This is a genomic window from Burkholderia stagnalis (assembly GCF_039848545.1).
Lineage (GTDB): Bacteria > Pseudomonadota > Gammaproteobacteria > Burkholderiales > Burkholderiaceae > Burkholderia > Burkholderia stagnalis.
This window is the reverse complement of sequence record NZ_CP156686.1, coordinates 2053122-2078365: the sequence shown is the minus strand read 5'-3', so window position 1 is coordinate 2078365 and position 25244 is coordinate 2053122. Positions and strand designations below refer to the sequence as shown.

Below are 25244 nucleotides of genomic sequence, written 5' to 3'. Positions count from 1 at the left end.
CACACATGACTATCCGTTTCGCTGTTTCATCCATCTCAGCCGTCATGCTGCTGTCTGCCTGCGGCGCGTGGCAATCCGTTTCGGATACGACGGCGAGCGCTTATCGCGCCGTGTTCTTCAAGCAGGTGAAGGTGCTGAACGTCGATCTTGCGGCTCGCGCCGCATTGAATCCGGACGACGCAGGGCGGGCGACTTCCGTTGCCGTACGCGTCTATCAGCTGAAGGATCGCAAGATGTTCGACGGGACGTCGTATGACGATCTGCTCAAAAACGACAGAACCGTGCTTGCGCAGGATCTGCTGGCGGATATCTCGACGGTCGTGAACCCAGGCGCTTCGGCGAGCCTGGCCCAGCCGATGCAACCGGAGACGAAATATGTCGCGATCGTTGCGTTCTATCGCAGCCCCACGCGTGATGACGTGTGGAAGCGTGTGATTGAAAAGAAAAGGCTGGATGCAGACAAACCGCTTCGGCTGGAATTGGTCGAGAACGAGGTGCTGTCGAGCGGCGATGTGCCGGGATTGAAGGGCGCCCGTTGAGCGGGCGCCGCAGCCTCCGGCTACAAAAGTGCGGCTGCTGGACGGCCGCTGCTGACGTTCCGCTCACTCACCGATCATCCTCCCGCACGGACGACGGATGCCGACACAGCGCCCGCACTTCCAGCGTCATATACGGAAACAGCGGCAACTGGCTCACCAGATCATGCAGTTGCTGCACGCTCTCGACATCGAAGATGCTGACGTTCGCATATTGCCCCGCGATCCGCCACAGATGCCGCCAGACACCGTCGTTCATCAGGCGCTGGCACATCGCCTTCTCTTCCGCCTTCAGCGTTGCCGCCTTGACCGGATCCATGTCCGTCGGCAGATGAACAGTCATTTCCACATGAAACAGCATCACTTGCTCCTTGCGTGATCGGTTCGTCGTATGAAGCCGTTCAGGCCTGCGCACGTGCGCGGTCGACTTCGCTTTCCGGAACGTTCGCGCGATCCTTGACCAGCGTGAAATCGAAATCGATCAGCGCGAACTGCCCGTCGACGCCATACGGCTTACCTTCCGCGCCCTCGGCCTGCTTGATCTTCGGAATCAGCCCTTCACGCGTCGCGAATGCGAAGTCGTCCCAGATATGCGGATCGCCTTCGATGTTGATCTGCGTCGTCAGCTTACGATAACCGTCCGCGGAAACGAAGAAGTGAATGTGCGCGGGACGATGGCCGTGACGGCCGAGCTGGTCGAGCAACTGCTCGGTCTTGCTGCCCGGCGGCACGCTGTAGCCGACCGGCAGCACGCTGCGGAAGCTGTAGCGGCCTTCGGCGTCGGTGCGGATCGAGCGGCGCAGGTTGAACGCCGGCTGCGATTGATCGAAGTACGAATAGTTGCCGAGATGGTTCGCGTGCCACACTTCGACGAGCGCGTTCGCGAGCGGTGCGCCGTCGTCGCCGAGCACCTGGCCTCGCATGATGAGCGTCTGGCCCGGATCGGTGCCGTCGTCGAGGCGCGCATGGCCGACCGATTCCGGCGCGCCCGCCACGTACAGCGGCCCTTCGATCGTGCGCGGCGTGCCGCCCTGGATGCCGGCCTTCGCTTCGGCTTCGTCCATCCGCACGTCGAGGAAGCGCTCGAGGCCGAGGCCCGCGGCGATCAGGCCGAACTCCTTGCCGGCTTCGTTCAGGTAGTTCAGCGCGGTCCAGAATTCGCTCGGCTGCACGTCGAAATCCTCGATCGTGTAGCACAGGTCCTTCACGATCCGGTTGACGATCGCGCGCACGCGCGGGTTGCCGGGCTTCTCCGCGGCATCGTCGAAGGTCTTCAGCAGCGCGTCGATGGCGTCCTTGTTCATGCGTGTCTCCTGTATCGGGTGTCGTGTGGGGATCAGCGGGCGTCGCGTCGCATCCGTTCGATGCGGGCCCAGTCGAAGGTAATGCCGAGGCCGGGCGTGGCCGGCAGATGCAGCTTGAAATCCTGGTAACGCAGCGGCTCGACGAGGATTTCCTCCGTCAGCAGCAGCGGGCCGAACAGCTCGGTGCCCCATTTCAGTGAACCGAACGTGCTGAACAGCTGCGCGGACGCCATCGTGCCGGCCGCGCCTTCGAGCATCGTGCCGCCGTACAGGTCGACGCCGGCCGCCGCCGCGATCGCCGCGACGCTCGCCGCGCCCTGCAGGCCGCCCGACTGCGCGATCTTCACCGCGAACACGTCGGCCGCGCGGTCCTGCGCGAGCGCAAACGCGTCGACCGGGCCGTGCAGCGCCTCGTCAGCCATGATCGGAATCTGCGCGAGCTGCGTGAGGCGCTTCAGGCCCGCGCGGTTCGTCGCGGCGATCGGCTGCTCGACGAGGCTCACGCCGGCTTCCGCGAGACGCGGGCCGGCCCAGATCGCCTCGCTCTCGCTCCACGCCTGGTTCACGTCGACCCGCACGTCGCCGCGCTCGCCGAGCGCGCGCTTGATCGCGACGACGTGCGCGACGTCGTCGGCCACCGCGTTCGAGCCGATCTTCAGCTTGAACGCGCGATGGCGGCGCGCGTCTAGCATCGCCTCGGCTTCCGCGATGTCGCGCTGCGTGTCGCCGCTCGCGAGCGTCCACAAGACGTCCACCGCGTCGGTCGCGCGGCCGCCGAACAGCTCGGACAGCGGCACGCCGAGGCGGCGCGCCTGCGCGTCGAACAGCGCGGTCTCGAGCGCGCACTTCGCGAAGCGGTTGCCCTGGAACAGCTTGCGCACGCGTGCCATCGCGGCGCCCGGGCGGGTGGCGTCCATGCCTTGCAGCAGCGGCGCGAAATAGCTGTCGATGTTGACCTTGATGCTTTCCGGGCTCTCCTCGCCGTACGCGAGGCCGCCGATGGTCGTTCCTTCGCCGACGCCTTCGATACCGTCCGAGCATCGAACCCGAACCAGCACGAGGGTCTGGCAATTCATCGTGGCGACCGACAGCTTGTGCGGGCGGATCGTCGGCACGTCGACGAGCAGCGTCTCGACGCGCTCGATGGTGGCGGCAGTTGCTATCATGCGATTCCTCCTGTTGGTGCACATGTTAGGAAGATCCGCCCGGACGCGTCCAACACTCTTTCCGACTACTTCCATACTTTCGAGGTATGCAATGGAATTGCGCCAGCTTCGGTATTTCATGGCCGTCGCCGAGGAAATGAACATCACGCGGGCGGCCGAGCGCCTGCACATGACGCAGCCGCCGCTCAGCCGCCAGCTCCAGGCGATCGAGGACGAAATCGGCATGCCGCTGTTCGAGCGCGGCGCCCGGCCGCTGAAGCTGACCGAGGCCGGCCGCGTGTTCTACGCGCAGGCGAAGCGCCTCGTCGACCAGGCCGACGAGCTCGGGCCGCTGACGCGGCGGCTCGCGCAGATGTCGGCGCGGATCGTGATCGGCTTCGTGCCATCGACGCTGTACGGCGCGCTGCCGGACGTGATCCGCGCGTTCCGCGAGGCGCAGCCGGACGTCGAGCTGTCGCTGATCGAAATGTTCACGCTCGAGCAGCTCGGCGCGCTGAAAGGGGGGCGGATCGACGTCGGGTTCGGCCGCCTGCGCTTCGACGACGACCAGCTCGTGCGCGAAGCGCTGGTCGAGGAGAAGCTGATCGCCGCGCTGCCGGTCGGGCATCCGCTGGCCGATCCGGCCCGACCGCTCGCGCTCGCCGATGTCGCGCACGAGACGCTGATCGTCTATCCGAGCACGCCGCGGCCGAGCTTCGCGGATCAGCAGCTGTCCGCGCTGCGCGACGGCGGGCTCGCGCCGGCCGCCGTGCACGAGGTGCGCGAGCTGCAGACGGCGCTCGGGCTGGTGGCCGCGAAGGTCGGCGTGTCGCTGGTGCCGGAAAGCGTCGAAGGCGTGCGGGTGAAGGGCGTCGTGTATCGCCGCCTGCCGGAGCCGGCCGCGACGTCGCCGATCATCATGAGCCGCCGCCTGCACGACGAAAGCCCCGCGACGGCGGCATTCTGCGAGATCGCCCGCGCGATGTTCGCGCCGCCGGCGTAAGCGCGGCCGGCCGATACGTAGCGCGATAAGGTGCAACTAACGATCAAGCCTCGCGTGCCCGCACGAATGAGGCGGGGCCGGCGCGACGTGATCGGCAGGGCGCGCGGTATGCGGCGCCCCGCACGATCTCATCGCTTGCCGTCGAGCGTCTCCGAAGGCGATTCGCCGAATTTCTCCCGATACGCAATCGCGAAGCGGCCCAGATGCGTAAACCCGCAATCGAGCGCGATGTCCGCGATGCGCCGGGCGCTGCCCGCGCCGTACAGCAACTCGCGCGCGTGTTCGAGCCGTGTGTGGCGCAGGTACTGCATCGGGCTCATCCCGCGGAAATGCAGGAACGCGTCGCGCAGCGTGCGCTCCGGCACGCCGGCCGCCTGCACGATGTCGGCGAGCTGCAGCGGCTGCGCGTAGTGCGCGGCGACGAATTCCTGCGCGCGCCGCACGAAGCCCGGCGCGGGGTCGTGGCGCGCCACGGGCACGGCCGACGGCGGATGGCCTTCGATCAGCAGGTCGACCAGCAGATGTTCGAGTTGCGACGCGACGCGCGGGTTCGCGTTCGCGCGATCGAGCAGTTCCGTCGAGCGCGCGACCAGCATCAGCTGCTGGCGCCATGCGGCGAGTGCCGCGTCGCTCACGCGCAGCACCGGGTCGAGCGTCGCGCGCGGATCGCCGGTGAGCGTGTTGACGGTGGCCGCGTCGATGCGCAGCACGAACTGCTCGCAATCGGCCGACAGCAGCGCGTCGAACGGTTCGCCGGGCGCGCACAGCACGCCGGTCTGGCCGTCGACGCCGACCTGCCGGCCCATCGCGCGGACCTCGGCCTGCCCGGACAGGCAGAACATCAGCAGGTAGTAGCCGTCGACCGCGTCGACCTGCACGCGCATCGCGTCGCCGAACGCGATGGTGCCGATCCCGAGCCCGCCGAGGCGCACGAAATCCATGTGCGACGCGCCGTGCACGCGGCCGCTCGGCAGCAGCGCGTGCGGCTGCATGACGCGCGAAATCCGCTCGCGCGTCTCGTCGAGATCGCGGGATTCGAACAGCCGGTGGGCGCGCAGCGCGAGCGGCTCGAACGACGTTGGGGACATGGGCATGAGTCTCGCTTGTGGGCGCGTGCACGGGTCGGACGAAGGGGCCGAGATGGCGCAGAGGCGCGACGAGTGTCGCCATCCTAGCGCAGAAAGCTGCCGGAAGTGGATATTGCGCCGCCGCAATCGCAGTTTCCGGATAGACGCCGAATATTAGCGTTTCAAAAATGGACTCCATCAGATCAACGAAACCGGATCGACAAGGAGTCCGACATGGAGCAGACCGAATCACCCGTCCTGTTTGCGGCGCGCGATGACGCGTCCGACGTGAAGTTTCCGCACGACGACGGCTCGCGCGTGCCGTACAAGGTGTTCAGCTCGCGCGCCGTCTACGAGCGCGAGCAGGAACGCATCTATCGCGGCCCGACGTGGAATTTCGTTGCGCTGGAGGCGGAGATCCCGAACCCGGGCGACTTCAAGAGCACGTTCGTCGGCGATACGCCCGTGGTCGTCACGCGCGCCGACGACGGCACGCTCGCCGCGTGGGTGAACCGCTGTGCGCACCGCGGCGCGCAGGTGTGCCGCAAGTCGCGCGGCAACGCGAGCTCGCACACGTGCGTGTATCACCAGTGGAGCTTCGACAACACCGGCAACCTGCTCGGCGTGCCGTTCCGGCGCGGCCAGAAGGGGATGACGGGGATGCCCGCGGATTTCGATCCGAAGCAGCACGGGCTGCGCAAGCTGCGCGTCGACAGCTATCGCGGGCTGGTGTTCGCGACCTTCAGCGACGCGGTCGCGCCGCTGCCCGAGTATCTCGGCGAGCAGATGCGCCCGTGGATCGACCGGGTCTTCCACAAGCCGGTGGAGTATCTCGGCTGCACGCGCCAGTATTCGAAGTCGAACTGGAAGCTGTACCTGGAGAACGTGAAGGATCCGTATCACGCGAGCATGCTGCACCTGTTCCATACGACCTTCAACATCTTCCGCGTCGGCATGAAGGCGCGCTCGATTCCGGATGCGAACCACGGCCTGCACAGCATCATCACGGTGACGAAGACGAACGACGACACGTCGGCCGCGTACAAGCAGCAGAACATCCGCTCGTTCGACGAGGGCTTCCATCTGGAGGACGAATCGATCCTCGACCTCGTGTCCGAATACGACGAGGACTGCACGAACCACATCCAGCCGATCTTCCCGCAGCTCGTGATCCAGCAGATCCACAACACGCTGGTCGCGCGGCAGATCCTGCCGAAGGGGCCCGACAACTTCGAGCTGATCTTCCATTTCTTCGGCTATGCGGACGACACGCCGGAGTTGCGCGCGCTGCGCATCAAGCAGGCGAACCTCGTCGGGCCGGCCGGCTACATCTCGATGGAGGACACCGAGGCGACCGAACTCGTGCAGCGCGGCACGGTGCGCGACGGCGACGCGACGTCGGTGATCGAGATGTCGCGCGGCAATCCGGACCAGCAGGACACGGTGATCACCGAAAGCCTGATCCGCAAGTTCTGGGTCGGCTACCAGAAGCTGATGGGCTATTGAATCGGGAGCGAGACATGATGGAAGACATGAAGACGTGGTTCGAGGTGACCATGTTGCAGAACCGTTACATCGGCCACCTCGACAACGATCGGCTCGAACAGTGGCCGGAGATGTTCACCGAGGATTGCACGTACGAGATCGTGCCGAAGGAGAACGCCGACCTCGGGCTGCCGGTCGGGATCGTTCATTGCACGAACCAGCGGATGCTGCGCGACCGCGTGGTGTCGCTACGGCACGCGAACATCTTCGAGGAGCACACGTACCGGCACATGACGTCGGGCCTGACGATCGTCGCGGAGCGCGACGGCGAGATCGAAACCGAGAGCAACTACGTGGTCGTGCAGACGCGCAGCAACGGCGAATCGAACGTCTACCAGGCCGGCAAGTACTACGACACGGTGGTGCGCACGCCCGACGGGCTGCGCTACAAGACGAAGCGCGTGATCTACGACACGTCGCGCGTGCAGACGCTGCTCGCCACCCCGATCTGACGAAGCAAGGAATCGACATGACCGAAGCAACGCTGGCCGAGTGGCATCCGCTCGGCGCATTTGACGAATTCTCCGAAGACGAACCGGCGGCGCGCGTCGCGGGCCAGAAACCGGTCGCGGTGTTCCGCATCGGCGACGAATTGTTCGCGATGCACGACCTCTGCACGCACGGCCATGCGCGGCTGTCCGAAGGCTACGTGGAGGACGGCTGCGTCGAATGCCCGCTGCACCAGGGGCTGATCGACATCCGCACCGGCGCGCCGAAATGTGCGCCGATCACGGAACCGGTGCGGACCTATCCGATCCGCATCGTCGACGGGCAGGTGGAAGTCAATGTCGGCTGATCCCATCGTGATCGTCGGCGCCGGGCACGCGGCGCGGCGGGCCGCCGAGGCGCTGCGCGCGCGTGATGCCGACGCGCGCATCGTGATGATCGGCGCGGAACGCGAGCTGCCGTACGACCGGCCCGCGCTGTCGAAGGACGCGCTGCTGCACGACGACGGCGCGCAGCGCGCGTTCGTGCGCGATGCCGCGTGGTACGACGCGCAGCGCATCGACCTGCGGCTCGGCACGCGGGTCGACGCGATCGAGCGCGATGCGCACCGCGTGCGGCTCGACGACGGCGCGACGCTGCCGTATCGGCGGCTCGTGCTCGCGACCGGTTCGCGGGTCCGCACGTTCGGCGGGCCGGTCGACGCGGGCGTGGCGCTGCATTACGTGCGCACGGTTGCCGATGCACGCGCGCTGCGCGCGGCGCTGGCGCCGGGCAAGCATGTCGCGGTGCTCGGCGGCGGGTTCATCGGTCTGGAAGTCGCGGCGGCCGCGCGTCAGCTCGGCTGTTCGGTGACGGTGATCGATCCGGCCGCGGGCCTGTTGCAGCGCGCATTGCCTGAAGTGGTCGGCGCGTTTGCGCAACGGATGCACGACGGGCGCGGCGTCGCGTTTCAACTGTCGACGCTGCCGCGCGCGATCCGGCGCGGCGCGTGCGGCGGCGCGGTGATCGAGACCGATCGCGGCGACGTGGCGGCCGACGTCGTGGTGGTCGGGATCGGCGTCGTGCCGAACGTCGAGCTTGCGCAGGCCGCAGGGCTGGAGGTCGACAACGGCGTGCGTGTCGATTCAGGTTGCCGCACAAACGATCCGGCGATCTTCGCGGCGGGCGAGGTGACGATGCACTTCAATCCGCTGCTCGGCCGCCACGTGCGGATCGAGTCGTGGCAGGTCGCGGAGAACCAGCCGGCCGTCGCGGCGGCCAACGCGCTCGGCGCGGACGAGACGTACGCCGAGCTGCCGTGGCTGTGGTCGGATCAATACGACTGCAACCTGCAGATGCTCGGGCTGTTCGGCGGCGAGCGAGCCACGGTCGTGCGCGGCGAGCCTTCGAACGGGGCGTTCACGGTATTCGGGCTCGGCGAAGACGGCAGGCTCGTCGCGGCGGCCGCGGTGAACGCGGGGCGCGACATCGGCGCGTGCCGCCGGATGATCGCGGCGGGGGCCGTGCCCGATCCGCAACGGCTCGCCGATCCGTCGGTGAACCTGAAAACGTTGCTCTGAAGCGGCGCGCGGCATGCCCGCGCGTTTGTCGGGCGCGGCGAAATCGGGGATATTAGCGGCATCGCCGATTCGCCGGTCGCCCATGACGCCAGACAAAGCCCTTGAACTGAACCGCAGCAAGCGCCGCGCGCTGTCGCTGCTGCTCGTTGCCGTCGCGGTATTCGTGACGACGATCTTCCTGCCGCGCGGCGTGTGGGTCGACGGGATCAAGGCGGTGGCCGAGGCCGCGATGGTCGGCGCGCTCGCCGACTGGTTCGCGGTGGTCGCGCTGTTCTGCCGCGTGCCGATCCCGTTCGTGTCGCGCCACACCGAGATCATCCCGCAGAACAAGGACAAGATCGCCGACAACCTCGCGGTGTTCGTCCGCGAGAAATTCCTCGGCCCCGACGCGCTCGCCGCGCAGATCCGCCAGCACGATCCGGCGAGCAAGCTCGGCGCGTGGCTCGGCGAGCCCGCGAACACCGAGGCGCTCGGCGGCTACGCGACGAAGCTGATCGGCTTCGCGCTCGACATGACCGACGACGCGCGGATCCAGTCGTTCGTCCACGATGCGTTCCGCGCGGTGATCGACCGTATCGACCTGTCGCAATCGGCCGGCGCGATCCTCGACACGCTGACCAAGGACGGCCGCCACCAGGCGCTGCTCGACGACGCGATCGCGCAGGTGGTCGACGTGCTCGGCAAGGAGGAGAACCGCGAGGTGATCGCGGGCTTCATCGTCGAATGGCTGAAGACGCAGTATCCGAAGGTCGAGAAGCTGCTGCCGACCCAGTGGCTCGGCGAGCACGGCGCGCAGCTGCTCGCGAGCGCGGTGAGCCGCGTGCTCGAAGGCGTGGCGGCCGACCCCGAACACGAGCTGCGGCAGCGGTTCGACCGCACGGTCGCGGCGCTGACCGAACGCCTGAAGCACGACCCCGCGTTCATCGAGAAGGGCGAGGAAATCCGGCGCTACATCCGCGACGGCGACGCGTTCAATGCGTATCTGCGCGATTTGTGGGATCAACTGCGCGCGTGGCTGAAGGCCGATCTCGCGCGCGCCGATTCGGCGCTGCACCGGCAGGCCGCGACGCTCGGCGGCTGGCTCGGCGCGCGGCTTTCGGAAAGCCCCGCGCTGCGCGCGTCGCTGAACGAGCATGTGGAGAAGGCCGTGCACGAGATGGCGCCGGATTTCGCGGATTTCCTGATGCGTCACATTCGCGACACGGTGCGCAACTGGGACGCGCGCGAGATGTCGCGGCAGATCGAACTCAACATCGGCAAGGACCTGCAGTACATCCGCATCAACGGCACGCTGGTCGGCGGGCTGATCGGGCTCGGGTTGTATCTCGTGTCGCTCGCGCCGCGCCTGGCGGGCGGCTGGCTGCATTGAGGCGGCCGGACCGCCGAGAAGAGGCGCGACGTCGCGCGCGCCGGAATCAGGCTTGCGCTTTCGCGCCGTGCAGTTGCAGGCCGAGCGCCTTGATCACCTTCAGGATCGTGCCGAAGCTCGGGTTACCGTCATGCGACAGTGCCTTGTACAGGCCTTCGCGCGACAGGCCCGCGTCGCGCGCGACCTGCGACATGCCGCGCGCACGCGCGATCACGCCGAGCGCGTGCGCGATGAAGGCCGGATCGTCGCCGGCCTCCTGCAGACAGGCGTCGAAGTATTCGGCCATGTCGTCTTCGGTCTTCAGGTGTTCGGCCGAATCCCATGGCCGGGTCTTGATCTTGTCCATCGATCACTCCATAGCGAGATGCGCGAGCATCGCGTGCGCGGCGCGTATGTCCGCCTGTTGCGTCGACTTGTCGCCGCCGCACAGCAGGATCACCCATATCGTTTCCCGCCGGACGTAATAGATGCGATAGCCGGGGCCATGATCGATACGCATTTCGACGACCGGCGAGCCGGCGGATTTCCAGTCGCCCGGATTGCCCATCGCGAGGCGGTCGATGCGCGCCTGGATGCGGCGTTTCGCGATACGGTCCGACAGGCCGGCAAACCACGCGTCGAAGACGTCGGTGGTCCGGATGCTGAACGTAGGGGCACTGTAGGGTATGGATTGCAGTGTGTCAACCATGGTTCACATGTCTTGGATGCTGTTTCCGTTACCCCCACGATAAGGCCCCCGGCTCCATTCGTCGGTCAAATGGCCGTTCGGCCGACCCCTTCGAGGCCACCGCCGACCGAAGTCGGCATTTCCCGAATCCGTCTACAATCAAAAACGTCTTTGCCGCCCGCGCGCACGCGTTGCGCGCCGGCGGATCCGTTCGTCCTCCGGGCTCCGGAGGCACCGCCGCGCATCGCGCGGCGGGCATGTGCAGTGTGGTCAGAGTCTGATAGGTAAAGCGTCCGCGCGCCGTAGGCCGGCGCGCGTCCTGAACGCCGCGCGCCCGTAGGCCGGGCAGGCGGCATCAACCGAGAGTCCCCCATGAAAGCATCGGATCTGTTCGTGAAGGCGCTGGAAGCCGAAGGCGTCGAGTATGTGTTCGGCATTCCCGGCGAGGAAAACCTCGATCTGCTCGAATCGCTGCGGCGGTCGCGGATCAAGCTCGTGCTGACCCGGCACGAGCAGGCGGCCGGTTTCATGGCCGCCACCTACGGGCGCCTGACGGGCCGCACGGGCGTCTGCCTGGCGACGCTCGGCCCGGGCGCGACCAACTTCGTGACGGCGGCCGCGTATGCGCAGCTCGGCGGGATGCCGATGCTGATGATCACCGGGCAGAAGCCGATCAAGTCCAGCAAGCAGGGCCACTTCCAGATCGTCGACGTCGTCGACATGATGCAGCCGCTCACGAAATTCACGCGGCAGATCGTGTCGATCGGCAACATCCCGTCGGCCGTGCGCGAGGCGTTCCGGCGCGCGGAAGAAGAGCGCCCGGGCGCCGCGCACCTCGAACTGCCGGAGGACATCGCGCACGAGGAGGGCGACGGCAAGCCGATTCCGCGCAGCTACAGCCGGCGGCCCGTGGCCGAGGAGAAGGCGGTCGCGCACGCGGTCGACGCGATCCAGGCCGCGCGCCATCCGCTCTTGATGATCGGCGCGGGGGGCAATCGCAAGACCACCTGCAAGATGCTGCTCGAATTCGTCGACAAGACGGGCATCCCGTTCTTCACGACGCAGATGGGCAAGGGCGTGATCGACGAAACGCACCCGCTGTGGCTCGGCAATGCGACGCTGTCCGACGGCGACTTCGTGCACCGCGCGATCGAGCATGCGGACTGCATCATCAACGTCGGCCACGACGTGATCGAGAAGCCGCCGTTCTTCATGCGCGCGGACGACAAGACCGTGATCCACGTGAACTTCCTCGGCGCGCAGGTCGACCCCGTCTATTTCCCGCAGATCGAGGTGGTGGGCGACATCGCGAACGCGGTATGGCAGATGAAGGAGGCGCTCGCGCCGCAGCCGCACTGGGATTTCGCGCGCTTCACGATGATCAAGGAGCATTTCGACGCGCACCTGCAGAAGGGGCAGAGCGACCCGCGCTTCCCGATGTATCCGGTGCGCATCGTCAACGACCTGTACCGCGCGCTGCCGGCCGACGGGATCGTCTGTCTCGACAACGGGATGTACAAGATCTGGTTCGCACGTTACTGGCGCGCACACGAGCCGAACTCGCTGCTGCTCGACAACGCGCTCGCGTCGATGGGCGCGGGGCTGCCGTCGGCGATCGCGACGAAGATCGTGCATCCGCAGCGCAAGGTGATCGCCGTGTGCGGCGACGGCGGCTTCATGATGAACTCGCAGGAGCTCGAGACGGCGGTGCGGCTGAAGCTCGACATCGTCGTGATGATCCTGCGCGACGACGCGTTCGGGATGATTCGCTGGAAGCAGGAGAACATGAATTTCCCCGATTTCGCGATGACGCTGCAGAACCCGGATTTCGTGTCGTATGCGCAGAGCTACGGCGCGCACGGCCACCGGGTCGAGTCGGCCGACGATCTCGAGCCGCTGCTGCGCGAGTGCTTCGCGGCGCCGGGCGTGCACGTGATCGACGTGCCGATCGACTACTCCGACAACGAGCGCGTGCTGAACCGCGAGATCAAGCGCCTGTCGGCGCAGCTCTGACTTCACCGCTATTCCCCGTTTTCACCGTTTTCCGGAAGGAGACGTTCCATGCTGAAGGACACCTATCCGTACTACCTGGCCAACGAAGCCGTCTACGCGAACACCGATCTCGAAGTGACCGACAAGTACAGCGGCGCGGTCGCGACGCGCGTCGCGCTGGCCGATGCGAAGGCGATCGACGCGGCGATCGCCGCGGCGGTGGGGGCCGCGAAGCCGATGCGCGAGCTGCCCGCCTTCAGGCGCCAGGCGGTGCTCGACCACTGCGTCGCACGGTTTCGCGAGCGCTTCGACGAGCTGGCCGAGGCGCTGTGCATCGAGGCCGGCAAGCCGATCAACGATTCGAAGGGCGAGGTGACGCGGCTGATCGACACGTTCCGCGTCGCGTCCGAGGAATCGGTGCGGATCGACGGCGAAGTGATCAACCTCGAGATCTCCGCGCGCGCGCAGGGCTACACGGGCTACACGAAGCGCGTGCCGATCGGCCCGTGCTCGTTCATCTCGCCGTTCAATTTCCCGCTGAACCTCGCCGCGCACAAGGTCGCGCCGGCGCTCGCGGCCGGCTGCCCGTTCGTGCTGAAGCCCGCGAGCCGCACGCCGATCGGCGCGCTGATCATCGGTGAGGTGCTCGCCGAAACCGACCTGCCGAAGGGCGCGTTCTCGGTGCTGCCCGCGCATCGCGACGGCGCGGACCTGTTCACGACGGACGAGCGCTTCAAGCTGCTGTCGTTCACGGGCTCGCCGGCGGTCGGCTGGGCGCTGAAGGAGAAGGCCGGCAAGAAGAAGGTCGTGCTGGAGCTCGGCGGCAACGCGGCCGCGATCGTCGATGCGGACCAGCGCGAGCGGCTCGACTACGTGGTCGAGCGGCTCGCGTTCGGCGCGTATTACCAGTCGGGGCAGAGCTGCATCGGCGTGCAGCGGATTCTCGTGCACGCCGATCTGTACGACGCGCTGCGCGAGAAGCTGATCGCGAAGACCGGCTCGCTGAAGATGGGCGACCCGAAGGATCCGGCGACGTTCGTCGGCCCGATGATCTCCGAATCCGAATCGCGCCGGCTCGCGGGCTGGATGGACGCGGCCGTGGCGGCCGGCGCGAAGATCGTCGCGGGCGGCAAGGTCGACGGCGCGATGTTCGAGGCGACGCTGCTGGAAAACGTCGGCCGCGAGCAGGACCTGTACCGCAGGGAGGCGTTCGGCCCGGTGGCGATCCTGGAGAAGTTCGACCGCTTCGACGATGCACTTGCACGCGTGAACGACAGCGACTTCGGCCTGCAGGCCGGCGTGTTCACCGATTCGCTCGCGCATGCGCAGCGCGCGTGGGACGAGCTCGAGGTCGGCGGCGTCGTGATCAACGACGTGCCGTCGTTCCGCGTCGACAACATGCCGTACGGCGGCGTGAAGGATTCGGGCCTCGGCCGCGAGGGCATCCGCTATGCGATCGAGGACATGACCGAGCTGCGCCTGATGATCGTGCGGCGCAGGTAGCGCGCGGCAGCGCGGCCGTGCCGCGACGGCACGCGGGCGGGCGATCGGGCCGGCCCGCGTGCCGTTTTCACGTCGGCGGAGGCCGCGCGGAGGATGCATGTGCGGCAACGGGCAGCGCGCGTCCGCCGCGCGCCGGCGTGCCGAACGCCCTCGACTGCGGGCGCGGCATCGTGATGTAATCGCGCCAAACGGCCGACCGGGGTACGACTCCGGGACGCCCGCGGATTCATTCTTCACGAGGTCGGTTCATGTCCCCCGTATCGGCATTCAAGCTGGTCCTGTTGTCTTTCCTCGCGATCGTCGCGCTCGAATGCATCGCGAAGCGGTTGCGGCTGCCGCCCGCCGCCGCGCTGCTGGTCGGCGGCGTCGGCATCGCGTTCATTCCCGGCCTGCCGCCGATCAACCTCGACCCCGACCTGGTGCTGGTGGTGTTCCTGCCGCCGCTGCTGATGGACGGCGCGTATTTCTCCGTGTGGGAGGAGTTCAAGCGCAACGTCGGCGGCATCCTGCTGCTCGCGATCGGCGCGGTGGTGTTCACGACGCTCGCGGTCGGGCTGGCCGTGCACTGGGCCGTGCCGTCGCTGCCGTGGGCCGCGTGCTTCACGCTCGGCGCGATCGTGTCGCCGCCCGACGCGGTCGCGGCGAAGGCCGTGCTCGAACGCGTCGCGCTGCCGCGCCGGCTGATGGTGCTGCTCGAAGGCGAAAGCCTGCTGAACGACGCGGCGGGCCTCGTGCTGTTCCGCTTCGCGGTTGCCGCCGCGCTGACCGGCGCGTTCAGCCTTCAACACGCGGTGCTGCGTTTCGCGGAGCTCGGGCTCGGCGGCGTCGTGGTCGGTTTCATCGTCGGCCGGCTCGTCGTGTGGTTCCTGAAGAAGCTCGACGACGACTACCTCGTGGTGACCGTCGCGGTGCTCGCCGGGTGGATCGCGTACATCGCCGGCGAAATGCTGGAGGTGTCCGGCGTGATCGCGACGGTGACGGCGGGGATGATCTTCGGCTGGCACCAGCACGAAGTGTTCTCGGCCGCGGTGCGCACGCGCGCCACCGCGTTCTGGCAGGTGATCGTGTTCCTGCTCGAGGCGCTCGTGTTCGTGCTGATCGGGCTCTCGCTGCGCGGCGTGGTGCACCGGCTCGGCGGCTTCGAGCAGGTGCTCGGCACGATGATGCCGGCCGTGCTCGCGGTGCTGGCCGCGGTGGTCGTGTCGCGCTTCCTGTGGATCTACGCGGTCGAGGTGCTGAAATGGCCGACCCGCTGGTTCACGCGCAGCGCGTGCCGGCCGGACTGGAAGGCCGCGACGGTGATGAGCTGGGCCGGGATGCGCGGCGTCGTCACGCTCGCGGTCGCGCTGTCGCTGCCCGACACGATGCCGGGCCGCGACCTGATCCTGGTGGCCGCATTCGCGGTGATTCTCGTCACCGTGCTGCTGCAGGGCACGACGATCGGCCCGCTGATCCGGCTGCTGCGCCTGCCGCAGCAGCACGGGCACGCCGCGCATCACCTGAGCGAGCCGCAGGCGTGGGCGCGCGTCGAGGCGGCGCAGCTCGCCGCGATCCAGCCGCTCGTGCGCGACGAGAACGGCGTCGTGATCCATCCGCGCCTGCTCGAGCAGTACACGTACCGCGCGGAGCTGACCGCGCGCCTGCAGGACGAGCCCGCGTTTCCGGACAGCGCGCGCGCCGCGCACTACGACGTCGTGCTGGCCGCGATCGCGGCCGGCCGCGCGGAGCTGTTGCGCCTGCATCGTTCGGGCTGCATCCACGACGAGATGCTGCATGCGCTCGAACGCGATCTCGACCTGCAGGAAGTGTCCGCGCACCACGCGCGCGGATGAGCGGCATCCGGGCGCCTCGCCCCGCTGTTTGCAGCGCATGCAAACATTCGCGCGCATGTTGCACCGGCATGCGCGCTTTCGCGCCCCGGCAATGATCGGATTTATCGCACCCCGGATCAATTTGCTTATTTGGCAAAACTAAATGGGGCAGAGATGGATGCTTTTCTCCAATTTCATTTAGAATCGGCTGCCTATCTTTATTGAGAGAAGCCGCTCAATGCGCACGAGCGTCAATGGGAAAAGTCGATTTCCGAAACCCCGTGCGGCAGCGCCGGCAAGCCGGTTCGGCGATTACAGGGGGATCGATCTTCTGTAAATATGAGATAGCGTTTAAATCGGATAAACAACTCTCGCGAAATAATCGAGTGGAGACTCCGCTTTTGAAACAGTGTTTATGAAAGAATCGATCGATGAAAATACGCCGGACTGTTTTGAATCCGGCTTATCGGTCCTGCTCGTCGACGATCAGGCGTTCGTCGGCGAAGTGATCCGCCGCGCGCTGCGCAGCGAACATGACATCGATCTGCATGTTTGCACCGACGCGCAGCAGGCGATGGTCGTCGCGCGCGACGTGAAGCCGACGGTGATCCTCCAGGATCTCGTGATGCCGGACATCGACGGCCTCGATCTCGTGCGCGCGTGGCGCGCGGACGCGGCCACCGCGCGCGTGCCGATCATCGTGCTCTCCGCGAAGGAGGAGCCGGTCGTCAAGCGCGAGGCGTTCGTCGCCGGCGCGAACGACTATCTCGTCAAGCTGCCCGATGCGATGGAGCTGACGGCGCGCATTCGCTACCATTCGAATTCCTACCTGATGTCCCGCCAGCGCGACGAAGCGCTCGATTTCCTGTCGCACGACATGCGTTCGCCGCAGACGTCGATCCTCGCGCTGCTGGACGTCTACCGCGCCGAGCACGGCGACATGCCGCCGATCATGGCGCGGATCGCGGGCCACGCGCGGCGCGCGCTCGCGCTCGCCGACGGCTTCATCCACCTGACCCGCGCGCAGTCGGAGCGCCGCGCGCACGAGGTCGTGAGCCTCAACGAGATCGTGCTCGACGCGGTCGACCAGCTGTGGGAAAAAGCGGCCGGGTTCGGCAGCCGGGTGGTCGCGCAGGTGCCGGCGGCCGAGTGCGTGACGATGGGCGACCGGATGATGCTGACGCGCGCGGTCGCCAACCTGATCGACAACGCGCTGAAGTACGGCCCGGCCGGCGCCGACGTGCACTGCACGCTGGCGGGCGAGGACGGCGCGTGGCTGATCGGCGTCGAGGACGCCGGCGGCGGAATCGCGCAGACGCAGCGCGCGACGGCGACGGAATCGTTCGTCCGGCTCGAGCCCGCGCACGGCGCGGCGCGCGGCGGCTTCGGCCTCGGGCTGGCGTTCGTGCGCGCGACGGCGGCGCGGCATCGCGGCCAGATCCTGATGCGCGATACCGAACGCGGCTTCATGGTCGCGCTGCGGCTGCCGGCCCAGCCCGCCCAGCCCGAACGCTGACGCCGCGCATCGCCCGGCAGGGCGGGCGGCACCCGGCGGCAACGCCGGTATCCCATGCGTCCCTGTCGCACCGCCACCCGCGGGCGCCGGCCGGCGCGAACCTTTTTTCAACGCAGACTCTGAAAGTCCATAACGAACATGGCCACCGTGACGCCCCGCGCGACCAATGAAAGCTTGCATCCGACGATCGGCGCCGCCCGGCTGACGCTCGGCAACCGCATCCTGCTCAGCTTCGGCGTGCTGTTCGTGCTGATGCTGCTGACGGCCGGGCTGTCGTACGAACGCCTGCGCGCGATCGACGCCGAGGCCGTCAGCATCGAGCGCGACTCGCTGCCGGGCGTGTATCTCGCGTCGTCGCTGCGCGCGTCGGTCAACGAATCGTTCATGCTGCTGCAGCAGGCGACCTTCGTCGAGACGGACCCGGAAGCGGCACGCCGCGAGCTCGCGCGGATCGCCGACGTGGTGAAGGACATCGACAAGCTGTCGGTCGACTACCAGAACTCGACGTTCCGCGAAGACGACCGCGCGCGCTTCACGACGTTCCGCGCCGCGTACGACCGCTATCTGCCGCTGCTCAACGACGCCGTGCAGAAGAGCCACGGGTCGCACGCCGAAGCGGTCGCCGCGTATGCGAACGTGCGGCCGCTGTGGACGGAGGTGGTGCGCAACGCGAACTCGCTGGTGCAGGAGAACCGCGCGTTCGCGGACCAGTCCGCGAAGCTGATCCGCGAATCCGTGCAGGGCACCGAGATCGTGGTGGCGGTTGCGCTGACCATCGTGCTGCTGGCCGCGCTCGGGCTCGGCTATGCGCTGTTCCGCGCGATCACGGTGCCGATGGCGCGGCTCGTCGACGTGCACGACGTGATGCGCACCGGCAACCTGACGCAGCGCCTCGCGCTGAACCGGCGCGACGAATTCGGCACGCTCGAGACGGGCTTCAACCGGATGGCCGACGAGCTGACCGAGCTCGTCGCGCGCGCGCAGCAGTCGTCGCTGCAGGTGACGACGTCGGTCGCCGAGATCGCGGCAACGTCGCGCGAGCAGCAGGCCACCGCGAACGAAACGGCGGCGACGACCACCGAAATCGGCGCGACGTCCCGCGAGATCTTCGCGACGTCGCGCGACCTGCTGCGCACGATGAACGAGGTGGCGGGCGTGGCCGAGCAGTCGGCGACGCTCGCCGGCGTGAGCCAGAGCGGGCTCACGCGGATGGGCGAGACGATGCGCAGCGTGATGGACGCGGCCGGCTCGGTGAACGCGAAGCTCGCGATCCTCAACGAAAAGGCGCTCAACATCAACCAGGTCGTCGCGACGATCACCAAGGTGGCCGACCAGACCAACCTGCTGTCGCTGAACGCGGCGATCGAGGCCGAGAAGGCCGGCGAATACGGCCGCGGCTTCGCGGTGGTCGCGACCGAGATCCGCCGGCTCGCCGATCAGACCGCCGTGGCGACCTACGACATCGAGCAGACGGTGAAGGAGATCCAGTCGGCCGTGTCGGCCGGCGTGATGGGCATGGACAAGTTCTCGGAGGAAGTGCGCCGCGGGATGCGCGACGTGCAGCAGGTGGGCGGCCAGCTGTCGCAGATCATCGCCGAGGTCCAGACGCTCGCGCCGCGCTTCCAGATGGTCAACGAAGGGATGCAGACGCAGGCGACCGGCGCGGAACAGATCACGCAGGCGCTGTCGCAATTGTCTGAGGCCGCGCAGCAGACGGCCGAATCGCTGCGCCAGTCGTCGCAGGCGATCGACGACCTGACGCTCGTCGCGAACCAGCTGCGCACCAGCGTGTCGCGCTTCAAGGTCGACGCGTGATTCGCGCGGACGCCCAGCACGGCGCGCACGCGCTGTTCCTGCTGTTCGAGCTGGACGGCGAACGCTATGCGCTCGACGCGGCCACGATCGATGCGGTGCTGCCGCTCGCGGCCGCGAAGGCGGTGCCCGGCGCGCCGCCGTGGGTCGCCGGGCTGCTGATGCGCGACGGCGTGCCGGTGCCGGTGATCGACGTGCCGATGCTCGCGCTCGGCCGGCCCGCGCACGCGCTGCGCTCGACGCGGCTCGTGATGGTCCGGCATCGCCCGGACGACGCGGCCGCACGCGAGCGCGTGTTCGGGCTGATCGTCGAGCGCGCGACGCAGACGATGCGGATCGACCGCGCCGCGTTTCGCGCGACCGGCGTCGCGACGCCGCGCACGCGCTGGCTCGGCCCGGTCGCCAACACGCCGGACGGCATCGTGCAGCAGGTGTCGGTGCGCGACATGATCGACGCGGTCGCGGGGCTGCATCTGTTCGACGAACCGTCCGCCCACGAGGGAGCGCCGGCATGAGTCATCCCGAGTGGCGTTTTCGTACGTGGCTGCTGCGCGAAACCGGCATCGATCCCGCTTCGCTCGGCAACGATTTCCTGATGCGCGCGCTGACCGAGCGCATTCACGCGACGCGGGCGGCGCAGGGCGAACGGATGGCGCCGGTCGCCCGCGCGCCGGTGTCCGCGGACGCGCTCGACGCGTACTGGCAGCACCTGAACGCGAGCGCCGACGAACGGCGCGCGCTGATCGAGCTGTTCGTCGTGCCGGAAACCTGGTTCTTCCGCGACCGCGAGGCGTTCGCGACGCTGGCGCGGCTCGCGGTCGAGCGGCGCGCCGTGCGGCCCGCGCACGTCGTGCGGGTGCTGAGCGCGCCGTGCTCGAGCGGCGAGGAGCCGTTCTCGGCGGCGATGGCGCTGCTCGACGCGGGGCTCGATCCCGCGCATTTCACGATCGACGCGATCGACCTGAGCGACAAGGCGCTCGACCATGCGCGGCTCGGCCGCTACGGGCGCAACGCGTTCCGGGGCGCCGCGACGGGGTTTCGCGCGCGGCATTTCACGCCGGCGGCGGACGGCTGGCTGCTCGACGATCGCGTGCGCGCGTGCGTGCAGTTCCGGCGCGCGAACCTGATCGAGCCGCTGGGCGACCCGGGCGCGCGCTACGACTTCGTGTTCTGCCGCAACGTGCTGATCTACTTCGACCGCGACGCGCAGGATCGCGTGATCCGCTCGCTGGAACGCAGCCTGGCGGACGACGGGATGCTGTTCGTCGGCCCGGCGGAGACCGGCGTCGCGATGCGGCACGGGCTGCGTTCCGCGCGGATTCCGCTCGCGTTCGCATTCCAGCGCGCAAGCGCCGCCGAACGGCTGGCCGACGGGCTCGCGGCGGCGCTGCCGGCCGTGCCGCCGGCGCCGGCGGTGCCGCGCTGGCGGTCCGACCGGGATGCCGCCGCGCGCGTCGCGGTGCCGCGGGCGACGCCCGCGTGGTTCGCCGACACCGCGCGGCCGATCGCGCCCGCCGCCGCGCCGTCGCGCCATGCGGAAGCGGGCATGGCGGAGGCCGGCCCGGACGCCTCCGGCGCCGCCGCGCCGACGCTCGAACACGCGCAGGCGCTCGCGAACGCGGGCGCGTTCGACGAAGCCGAGCGCGCGCTCGAACGATTCATCGCGCAGGCCGGGCCGCATGCGGACGCGTACTGCCTGCACGGGCTGATCGCCGATGCGCGGGGGCGAACCGCGGAAGCGAGCGACTTCTACCGCAAGGCGCTGTACCTGCGGCCGACGCACCACGAGGCGCTGACGCATCTCGCGACGCTGCTCGACGCGGGCGGCGACGGCGCCCGCGCGCAATGGCTGCTCGAGCGCGCGCGGCGCACGGCCGGAGAATTCGACGCGGGCGTCGCGCAGCACACACGCCTGCATGACACGAGGACAAGATGAGCGACGTCGCAGACCCCACCGACCTGACGATCGATGTCGACGATTGCTGGAACCGGATCGGCACGCGGGGCGACCGGACTTGCGAGCGGCTGAACGACTATCAGCGCTGCCTGAATTGCCCGGTCTACGCGCGTCACGCGGCGAAGCTGCTCGAGCGGCCGCTCGACGGCGCCGAGCTGGCCGACGCCGCGCGCCGCATGGGCGCGCGCGACGCGGCGCATGCGCGCGGCGAGGCCTGCGTCGACACGCGGCAGGCGGCGCTCGCGTTCCGCGTCGGCGACGAATGGCTCGCGCTGCCGATCGGCGTGCTGCACGAGATCGCCGATACGCGCCCGATCCATTCGCTGCCGCACCGTCGCCATCCGGCCGTGCGCGGCGTCGTCAATATCCGCGGCACGCTGCGCATTGCGATCTCGCTCGGCGCGCTGCTCGGCATCGGCACGGCGGGCGATGGCGCGGGCGGCGGCTTCACGCGGTTGCTGGTCGCCGCGCATCGGGGCGAGCCGGTCGTGTTCCCGGTCGACGAAGTGGAGGGCGTGCTGCGCTTCGGCGCGTCGGAGTGGGTGCCGGTGCCCGCGACGGTCGGGCGCGCGAGCGCCGGCCTGTCGCGCGGCGTGCTGGCGTGGCGCGGCAAGTCGATCGGCCTGCTCGACGACGACCGCCTGTTCGATGCCGTGACGCGGAGCATGCGATGAGCGTGGACGATGACCTGAGCCGCCTGTCGCTGCTCGAACTGTATCGCGAGGAGACGCGCACGCAGACCCACGCGCTGTCCGAGCGGCTGCTCGCGCTCGAATCCGGCGCGCCCGACGCCGCGGCGCTCGAGGCCTGCATGCGCGCCGCGCACTCGCTGAAGGGCGCGGCGCGCATCGTCGGCGTGCCGCAAGGCGTCGACATCGCCGGGTGGATGGAGGAATGTTTCGTCGCCGTGCAGCGCGGCACGGCGGCGCTGACGGCCGCGCACGTCGATGCGCTGCTGGCCGGCGTCGATCTGCTCGTGCGGGTCGCCGATCCGCACGCGCAGCCGGTCTCGCCGGCCGAGATCGATGCGTTCGTCGCGGCGCTGGCAGGCGCGGGCGATCCGGGCGCGGTGCAGGCGGTGGCGCAAACGTTGGCGCCTGCGCCGGCCGATCCCGAGCCGCCCGCGCGCGACGTGGCGCAAGCGGATGACGCGATGCTCGCGCCGGGCGCCGCCGCCGCTGCCGCCGCCGCCGCCGAACCGGCGCAGCCCGCGCGCGGCGCGGGCGCGATGCGCCGGGTGCGCGCGGACAGCCTGGACCGCCTGCTGAGCTTGTCCGGCGAATCGCTGGTCGAATCGCGCTGGCTCAAGCCGTTCGCCGAATCGATGCTGCGCGTGAAGCGCGCGCAGCGCGACGCCGCGCGTTCGCTCGACGGGCTGGTCGAGCGCTTCACCGACACGCTCGACACGGGCGCGCTCGCGTCGCTGAACGAAGTGCGGCACATGCTCAACGACCTGCAGCGCGCGTTCGCGGAACGGATGGACGCGCTCGACCGCTTCGAGCGGCGCAGCACGCATCTCGCCGGGCAGCTGTACGACGAGGCGCTGCAGTGCCGGATGCGGCCGTTCGGCGACGCGACGCGCGCCTACCCGCGCGTCGTCCGCGATCTCGCGCGCTCGCTCGGCAAGCAGGTGCGGTTCTCGATCGTCGGCGAGGCGACCCAGGTCGACCGCGACATCCTCGATCTGCTCGACGCGCCGCTCGGCCATCTGCTGCGCAACGCGATCGACCACGGCGTCGAGCCGCCCGACGTGCGGCGTGCGCGCGGCAAGCCGGCCGCCGCGAGCGTGACGCTCGAGGCGCGCCACAGCGCCGGGTCGCTGCTCGTCAGCGTCAGCGACGACGGGCCGGGCGCCGATTTCGATGCGCTGCGCGCGGCGGTGGTGCGCCAGCGCCTGACCGACGACGAGACGGCCGCGCGGCTGTCCGACCAGGAGCTGCTCGAATTCCTGCTGCTGCCCGGCTTCTCGATGCGCGACGCGGTGACCGACGTATCGGGCCGGGGCGTCGGCCTCGATGCGGTGCAGGAGATGGTGCGCGGCGTGCGCGGCGCGGTGCGGATCTTCAACGAGCCGGGCGCGGGCATGCGCTTCGTGCTGCAGCTGCCGCTCACGCTGTCGGTGATCCGCAGCCTGCTGGTCGAGGTCGGCGGCGAGCCGTACGCGTTCCCGCTCGCGCACGTGCGCCGCACGCTCGAGCTCGACCGCGCCGAGATCGACGTGCTCGAAGGGCAGCCGCATTTCCCGTTCGACGGCCGGCGCGTCGGGCTCGTCGCCGCGCATCAGCTGCTCGACGCGGGCGAGCCCGACGTGTCGCGTGCGCACGCCGCGGTGATCGTGGTCGGCGGCGAGCCGGAGCTGTACGGCGTCGCGGTCGACCGCTTCCTCGGCGAGCGGATGCTCGTGGTGCAGCCGCTCGACGGCCGGCTGCACAAGATCCAGAACATCGCGGCGGGCGCGCTGCTCGAGAACGGCGACCCGGTGCTGATCGTCGATGTCGAGGACATGATCCGCTCGGTCGACAAGCTCGTGCGCGGCGGGCAGCTCGCGAACCTGGTGCGCGACCCGCAGCATGCGCTCGCGGAGCGCCGCCGGCGCGTGCTGGTGGTCGACGATTCGCTGACGGTGCGCGAGCTCGAACGCAAGCTGCTGGAAAAGCGCGGCTACGACGTGACGATCGCGGTGGACGGGATGGACGGCTGGAACGCGGTGCGCAGCGAAGCGTTCGACCTCGTGGTCACCGACGTCGACATGCCGCGCATGGATGGCATCGAGCTCGTCACGCTGATCAAGAGCGATCCGCAGCTCAAGCGCGTGCCGGTGATGATCGTGTCGTACAAGGACCGCGACGAGGATCGCCGCCGCGGGCTCGATGCCGGCGCCGACTATTACCTCGCGAAGGGCAGCTTCCACGACGAGGCGCTGCTCGATGCGGTGCGCGACCTGATCGGGGACGCCCGCGGATGAACATCGGCATCGTCAACGATATGCCGCTCGCGGTCGAGGCGCTGCGCCGCGTGCTCGCGCTGCGGCCCGATCATCGCGTGCTGTGGGTCGCGACCGACGGCGACGAGGCCGTGGATTTCTGCGTCGCGCAGCCGCCCGACATCGTGCTGATGGACCTGGTGATGCCGAAGCTCGACGGCGTGGCCGCGACGCGCCGCATCATGGCGCGCGCGCCGTGCGCGATCCTGGTCGTGACCGCGTCCGTCAGCGCGAGCACGTCGTCGGTCTACGAGGCGATGGGCGCGGGCGCGCTGGACGCGGTCGATACGCCGACGCTGGCGCTCGGCCTGGGCGGCGACGCGGCGCAGCCGCTGCTCGCGAAGATCGACCAGATCGGCCGGCTGCTCGAAAGCCGCCCGCCGTCCTTCGCGCCGCCCAAGCCGGCGCCGGTGCGCGGCCAGCCGGCGCTGGTGGCGATCGGCGCGTCGGCGGGCGGGCCGACCGCGCTCACCGCGCTGCTGCGCGCGCTGCCGGCGGATTTCCCGGCGGCGATCGTGATCGTCCAGCACGTCGACCAGGCGTTCGCGCTCGGCATGGCGAAATGGCTCGACGGCCATACGCGGTTGCCGGTGTGCGTCGCGCGGCCGGGCGCCGTGCCGCGCCGCGGCGAGGTGCTGCTCGCGGCGACCAACGATCACCTGATCCTGACGCCGCGCGGCGTGCTCGCCTATACGCGGCATCCGGCCGACACGCCGTACCGGCCGTCGGTCGACGTGTTCTTCAACAGCGTCGTCGACGGCTGGCAGGGCGACGCGATCGGCGTGCTGCTGACGGGCATGGGGCGCGACGGCGCGCTCGGCCTGAAGGCGATGCGCGCGAAGGGCTGCTACACGATCGCGCAGGACGCGGCGACGAGCGCCGTCTACGGGATGCCGAAGGCGGCCGCCGCGATCGGCGCGGCGAGCGCGATCCTGCCGCTCGAGCAGATCGCGCCGCAGCTGGTCGCGCGCGTGACGTGCCCGCCGCGGCGCTGAGCGCGCGGCACGTTGCGCGCGGCGCCGGCCGTC

At 69.0% G+C, this 25244-nt stretch carries 23 protein-coding genes; 17 read left to right on the top strand and 6 right to left on the bottom strand.

Annotated features, from left to right (window positions below; all coding sequences use genetic code 11):
• Positions 1 to 5: 5 nt before the first annotated feature.
• Positions 6 to 539: a type VI secretion system lipoprotein TssJ gene (tssJ, locus tag ABFO07_RS25990; protein ID WP_059884403.1), complete on the top strand. Its 534-nt coding sequence runs from the start codon at positions 6 to 8 to the stop codon at positions 537 to 539.
• A 67-nt stretch (positions 540 to 606) separates the two neighbouring features.
• On the opposite strand, the gene catC is transcribed toward tssJ, so the two are convergent.
• The 3 genes from catC to ABFO07_RS25975 are packed head-to-tail and all read right to left on the bottom strand — an operon-like array spanning position 607 to position 3006.
• Positions 607 to 897, bottom strand: a complete 291-nt coding sequence (gene catC, locus ABFO07_RS25985) for a muconolactone Delta-isomerase (RefSeq protein ID WP_059565169.1) — start codon at positions 895 to 897, stop codon at positions 607 to 609.
• Between the two features lie 40 nt (positions 898 to 937).
• Positions 938 to 1840: a catechol 1,2-dioxygenase gene (catA, locus tag ABFO07_RS25980; protein ID WP_347468795.1), complete on the bottom strand. Its 903-nt coding sequence runs from the start codon at positions 1838 to 1840 to the stop codon at positions 938 to 940.
• 32 nt (positions 1841 to 1872) lie between these two features.
• Positions 1873 to 3006, bottom strand: a complete 1134-nt coding sequence (locus tag ABFO07_RS25975) for a muconate/chloromuconate family cycloisomerase (RefSeq protein ID WP_059810574.1) — start codon at positions 3004 to 3006, stop codon at positions 1873 to 1875.
• 91 nt (positions 3007 to 3097) lie between these two features.
• Here ABFO07_RS25975 and ABFO07_RS25970 point away from each other — a divergent pair, with 91 nt between their 5' ends.
• Positions 3098 to 3988: a LysR family transcriptional regulator gene (locus ABFO07_RS25970; protein WP_059810573.1), complete on the top strand. Its 891-nt coding sequence runs from the start codon at positions 3098 to 3100 to the stop codon at positions 3986 to 3988.
• Positions 3989 to 4116: 128 nt separating this feature from the next.
• Here ABFO07_RS25970 and andR read toward each other — a convergent pair whose 3' ends face one another.
• Positions 4117 to 5076 carry an anthranilate 1,2-dioxygenase regulatory protein AndR gene (andR, locus tag ABFO07_RS25965; protein ID WP_059810607.1) on the bottom strand — a complete coding sequence of 320 codons (960 nt, stop codon included), beginning with the start codon at positions 5074 to 5076 and terminating at the stop codon, positions 4117 to 4119.
• A gap of 213 nt (positions 5077 to 5289) precedes the next feature.
• Between andR and andAc the strand changes: the two genes are divergently transcribed.
• From andAc to ABFO07_RS25940, 5 genes are all read left to right on the top strand, one after another.
• Entirely contained in the window at positions 5290 to 6561 is a 1272-nt protein-coding gene (andAc, locus tag ABFO07_RS25960; RefSeq protein WP_059565173.1) for an anthranilate 1,2-dioxygenase large subunit AndAc, read from the top strand.
• Between the two features lie 14 nt (positions 6562 to 6575).
• Positions 6576 to 7052 carry an anthranilate 1,2-dioxygenase small subunit AndAd gene (andAd, locus tag ABFO07_RS25955; protein WP_059996733.1) on the top strand — a complete coding sequence of 159 codons (477 nt, stop codon included), beginning with the start codon at positions 6576 to 6578 and terminating at the stop codon, positions 7050 to 7052.
• Between the two features lie 17 nt (positions 7053 to 7069).
• Complete coding sequence (gene andAb / locus ABFO07_RS25950) at positions 7070 to 7396, top strand: anthranilate 1,2-dioxygenase ferredoxin subunit AndAb (RefSeq protein ID WP_048022186.1); 327 nt, start codon at positions 7070 to 7072, stop codon at positions 7394 to 7396.
• Positions 7386 to 8606 carry an anthranilate 1,2-dioxygenase system ferredoxin--NAD(+) reductase gene (gene andAa, locus ABFO07_RS25945; protein WP_347468794.1) on the top strand — a complete coding sequence of 407 codons (1221 nt, stop codon included), beginning with the start codon at positions 7386 to 7388 and terminating at the stop codon, positions 8604 to 8606. Before andAb ends, andAa begins: the two co-directional genes overlap by 11 nt.
• Positions 8607 to 8688: 82 nt before the next feature.
• Positions 8689 to 9975: a DUF445 domain-containing protein gene (locus ABFO07_RS25940; protein WP_060150186.1), complete on the top strand. Its 1287-nt coding sequence runs from the start codon at positions 8689 to 8691 to the stop codon at positions 9973 to 9975.
• Positions 9976 to 10021: 46 nt separating this feature from the next.
• Here ABFO07_RS25940 and ABFO07_RS25935 read toward each other — a convergent pair whose 3' ends face one another.
• Positions 10022 to 10321, bottom strand: coding sequence for an addiction module antidote protein (locus tag ABFO07_RS25935; RefSeq protein WP_059565177.1), 300 nt, complete (start codon positions 10319 to 10321; stop codon positions 10022 to 10024).
• A 3-nt stretch (positions 10322 to 10324) separates the two neighbouring features.
• Positions 10325 to 10663 (bottom strand): type II toxin-antitoxin system RelE/ParE family toxin, encoded by a 339-nt coding sequence (locus tag ABFO07_RS25930; protein ID WP_059996739.1) that lies wholly within the window; start codon positions 10661 to 10663, stop codon positions 10325 to 10327.
• 351 nt (positions 10664 to 11014) lie between these two features.
• Here ABFO07_RS25930 and ABFO07_RS25925 point away from each other — a divergent pair, with 351 nt between their 5' ends.
• The 10 genes from ABFO07_RS25925 (at position 11015) to ABFO07_RS25880 (ending at position 25211) form a co-directional block, all read left to right on the top strand.
• Positions 11015 to 12655, top strand: coding sequence for an acetolactate synthase large subunit (locus ABFO07_RS25925; RefSeq protein ID WP_059565179.1), 1641 nt, complete (start codon positions 11015 to 11017; stop codon positions 12653 to 12655).
• 48 nt (positions 12656 to 12703) lie between these two features.
• A complete protein-coding gene (locus ABFO07_RS25920; RefSeq protein WP_347468792.1) occupies positions 12704 to 14137 on the top strand; it encodes an aldehyde dehydrogenase family protein in 1434 nt (477 codons plus the stop codon).
• A 248-nt stretch (positions 14138 to 14385) separates the two neighbouring features.
• Positions 14386 to 15969, top strand: coding sequence for a Na+/H+ antiporter (locus ABFO07_RS25915; protein WP_059565181.1), 1584 nt, complete (start codon positions 14386 to 14388; stop codon positions 15967 to 15969).
• 394 nt (positions 15970 to 16363) lie between these two features.
• Positions 16364 to 17464, top strand: a complete 1101-nt coding sequence (locus tag ABFO07_RS25910) for a hybrid sensor histidine kinase/response regulator (protein WP_059884398.1) — start codon at positions 16364 to 16366, stop codon at positions 17462 to 17464.
• A gap of 138 nt (positions 17465 to 17602) precedes the next feature.
• Entirely contained in the window at positions 17603 to 19279 is a 1677-nt protein-coding gene (locus ABFO07_RS25905) for a methyl-accepting chemotaxis protein (protein ID WP_059810566.1), read from the top strand.
• Positions 19276 to 19791 (top strand): chemotaxis protein CheW, encoded by a 516-nt coding sequence (locus tag ABFO07_RS25900; protein WP_059810565.1) that lies wholly within the window; start codon positions 19276 to 19278, stop codon positions 19789 to 19791. Before ABFO07_RS25905 ends, ABFO07_RS25900 begins: the two co-directional genes overlap by 4 nt.
• Complete coding sequence (locus ABFO07_RS25895) at positions 19788 to 21212, top strand: CheR family methyltransferase (protein ID WP_347468789.1); 1425 nt, start codon at positions 19788 to 19790, stop codon at positions 21210 to 21212. Before ABFO07_RS25900 ends, ABFO07_RS25895 begins: the two co-directional genes overlap by 4 nt.
• Entirely contained in the window at positions 21209 to 21907 is a 699-nt protein-coding gene (locus tag ABFO07_RS25890; RefSeq protein WP_059810563.1) for a chemotaxis protein CheW, read from the top strand. The genes ABFO07_RS25895 and ABFO07_RS25890 overlap by 4 nt, the downstream gene beginning before the upstream one ends.
• A complete protein-coding gene (locus ABFO07_RS25885) occupies positions 21904 to 24198 on the top strand; it encodes a hybrid sensor histidine kinase/response regulator (RefSeq protein WP_347468787.1) in 2295 nt (764 codons plus the stop codon). The genes ABFO07_RS25890 and ABFO07_RS25885 overlap by 4 nt, the downstream gene beginning before the upstream one ends.
• Complete coding sequence (locus ABFO07_RS25880; protein ID WP_059923546.1) at positions 24195 to 25211, top strand: chemotaxis response regulator protein-glutamate methylesterase; 1017 nt, start codon at positions 24195 to 24197, stop codon at positions 25209 to 25211. Before ABFO07_RS25885 ends, ABFO07_RS25880 begins: the two co-directional genes overlap by 4 nt.
• Positions 25212 to 25244: the final 33 nt, after the last annotated feature.

What these genes read in the sequence shown, in the direction of transcription:
- tssJ (WP_059884403.1), top strand. Translation starts at nt 6, where the DNA reads ATGACTATCCGTTTCGCTGTTTCATCCATCTCAGCCGTCATGCTGCTG.
- catC (WP_059565169.1), bottom strand. Translation starts at nt 897, where the DNA reads ATGCTGTTTCATGTGGAAATGACTGTTCATCTGCCGACGGACATGGAT.
- catA (WP_347468795.1), bottom strand. Translation starts at nt 1,840, where the DNA reads ATGAACAAGGACGCCATCGACGCGCTGCTGAAGACCTTCGACGATGCC.
- ABFO07_RS25975 (WP_059810574.1), bottom strand. Translation starts at nt 3,006, where the DNA reads ATGATAGCAACTGCCGCCACCATCGAGCGCGTCGAGACGCTGCTCGTC.
- ABFO07_RS25970 (WP_059810573.1), top strand. Translation starts at nt 3,098, where the DNA reads ATGGAATTGCGCCAGCTTCGGTATTTCATGGCCGTCGCCGAGGAAATG.
- andR (WP_059810607.1), bottom strand. Translation starts at nt 5,076, where the DNA reads ATGTCCCCAACGTCGTTCGAGCCGCTCGCGCTGCGCGCCCACCGGCTG.
- andAc (WP_059565173.1), top strand. Translation starts at nt 5,290, where the DNA reads ATGGAGCAGACCGAATCACCCGTCCTGTTTGCGGCGCGCGATGACGCG.
- andAd (WP_059996733.1), top strand. Translation starts at nt 6,576, where the DNA reads ATGATGGAAGACATGAAGACGTGGTTCGAGGTGACCATGTTGCAGAAC.
- andAb (WP_048022186.1), top strand. Translation starts at nt 7,070, where the DNA reads ATGACCGAAGCAACGCTGGCCGAGTGGCATCCGCTCGGCGCATTTGAC.
- andAa (WP_347468794.1), top strand. Translation starts at nt 7,386, where the DNA reads ATGTCGGCTGATCCCATCGTGATCGTCGGCGCCGGGCACGCGGCGCGG.
- ABFO07_RS25940 (WP_060150186.1), top strand. Translation starts at nt 8,689, where the DNA reads ATGACGCCAGACAAAGCCCTTGAACTGAACCGCAGCAAGCGCCGCGCG.
- ABFO07_RS25935 (WP_059565177.1), bottom strand. Translation starts at nt 10,321, where the DNA reads ATGGACAAGATCAAGACCCGGCCATGGGATTCGGCCGAACACCTGAAG.
- ABFO07_RS25930 (WP_059996739.1), bottom strand. Translation starts at nt 10,663, where the DNA reads ATGGTTGACACACTGCAATCCATACCCTACAGTGCCCCTACGTTCAGC.
- ABFO07_RS25925 (WP_059565179.1), top strand. Translation starts at nt 11,015, where the DNA reads ATGAAAGCATCGGATCTGTTCGTGAAGGCGCTGGAAGCCGAAGGCGTC.
- ABFO07_RS25920 (WP_347468792.1), top strand. Translation starts at nt 12,704, where the DNA reads ATGCTGAAGGACACCTATCCGTACTACCTGGCCAACGAAGCCGTCTAC.
- ABFO07_RS25915 (WP_059565181.1), top strand. Translation starts at nt 14,386, where the DNA reads ATGTCCCCCGTATCGGCATTCAAGCTGGTCCTGTTGTCTTTCCTCGCG.
- ABFO07_RS25910 (WP_059884398.1), top strand. Translation starts at nt 16,364, where the DNA reads ATGAAAGAATCGATCGATGAAAATACGCCGGACTGTTTTGAATCCGGC.
- ABFO07_RS25905 (WP_059810566.1), top strand. Translation starts at nt 17,603, where the DNA reads ATGGCCACCGTGACGCCCCGCGCGACCAATGAAAGCTTGCATCCGACG.
- ABFO07_RS25895 (WP_347468789.1), top strand. Translation starts at nt 19,788, where the DNA reads ATGAGTCATCCCGAGTGGCGTTTTCGTACGTGGCTGCTGCGCGAAACC.
- ABFO07_RS25890 (WP_059810563.1), top strand. Translation starts at nt 21,209, where the DNA reads ATGAGCGACGTCGCAGACCCCACCGACCTGACGATCGATGTCGACGAT.
- ABFO07_RS25885 (WP_347468787.1), top strand. Translation starts at nt 21,904, where the DNA reads ATGAGCGTGGACGATGACCTGAGCCGCCTGTCGCTGCTCGAACTGTAT.
- ABFO07_RS25880 (WP_059923546.1), top strand. Translation starts at nt 24,195, where the DNA reads ATGAACATCGGCATCGTCAACGATATGCCGCTCGCGGTCGAGGCGCTG.